General features: G+C 44.6%; 1 protein-coding gene. It reads left to right on the top strand.

The genetic code is table 11. The features are described from left to right. Window positions 1-1333 (top strand): beta strand repeat-containing protein (locus A3EO_RS13450; protein ID WP_018345643.1); only part of this gene is annotated, 1333 nt, incomplete at both ends.

Here is a 1333-nt window from a genome sequence, read left to right as displayed (position 1 = left end):
GCCGTTTCTGTGGGCGCTAATGGTACCTTAGACAGCGATACCCTAAATGTAGGGGATGGTACAGATAACAGTGGTACAGCGACATTAACTAATGCGGGAACAGTGACAGCGGATACTGTGACGGTTAAATCAGACGGTAATTTAACCAATACTTCAGCATTGACCGTTACCAATGAGTTAAAAGTAGAAAGCGGTACGCTAATTTCATCAGGTACAACTCAAGCCGGTACATTAACTGTTGATAAAGCAACCAATGCTACACAAAGCGGTACAGTGAATATTACCGGCGGTACGACAACTGCGACAACAACAAATATTAATGATGGCACGGCTACGGTAGCTGATAATGCGATTCTAAACGGAGGAGCAGTAACTGTTGGTGATGGTGATAGTGATAATGCGTCATTAGTGGCAAACGGTACGGTTAATGCTACAGCATTGACTGTTAATAAAGATGCAGGTTTGACCGTTGATGGTACAGTAAATGCGACTGGCAGTGCTACCGTCAATGGTGGTAATGTTACGGTTAACCAGAACGGTACATTAAATGCTGGTACAACAGAAACTCCAATAAATCTTGTGGTAAATGGCGGTACAGTAGATGTCAATGGTACGGTTAATGCTAAAAATCTTACTTCAGATAATGCCGTTGGTGGTGATACTGATGCTGCGATTACGGTAGGTAGCAATGGTAAGTTAAATCTTACTCCAGCAAGCGGTGAAACACTCTTTGAGGGTATTAATACTACCCAAGGTGACTCTATCGTCGTTAACGGTAAGTTAAATGTAGATGTAGCTAGCGGTACGGTTACTCAAGAAACCACAGCTGGCATTGCCGGTAGCGGTGAATTGAATAAAAATGGTGCAGGTGAATTAGATTTAACGGCACCAACCAATACTATCGGCACAGTGAATGCTAATGAGGGTACACTCAAAGTAGCTTCTGGATCTACATTGAATGCAGGTACTGTGAATGTGGGTGACGGCAAAGGTAATGCAGGTTCTGCGAAATTGGATAATGCGGGTACTGTGACCGCAGATAGTGTGACTGTCAAAGGTCCAGATGGTGAGTTAGATAACAGCAAAAATCTGACTGTTGATGGCGACTTAACCGTCAATGGCGGTACAGTGAATGCCAATGCAGGCACATTGACAGCGGAAGCAACCAAAATTGATGCTGGTACTGTGGCAGTGAAAGGCGGTGCGACCTTAGACGGTGGTGCAATCACTGTCGGAGATGGTAATGGTGAAGAAGGTGCAGGCACAGCGACATTGACCAATGCGGGTACAGTGACAGCGGATAATGTGACTGTAAAATCCGATGGTCAGTTAG

Source organism: Gallibacterium anatis DSM 16844 = F 149, from assembly GCF_000379785.1.
Lineage (GTDB): Bacteria > Pseudomonadota > Gammaproteobacteria > Enterobacterales > Pasteurellaceae > Gallibacterium > Gallibacterium anatis.
The sequence above is the reverse complement of the archived record's forward strand: the minus strand, read 5'-3'. Positions and strand labels throughout refer to the sequence as shown.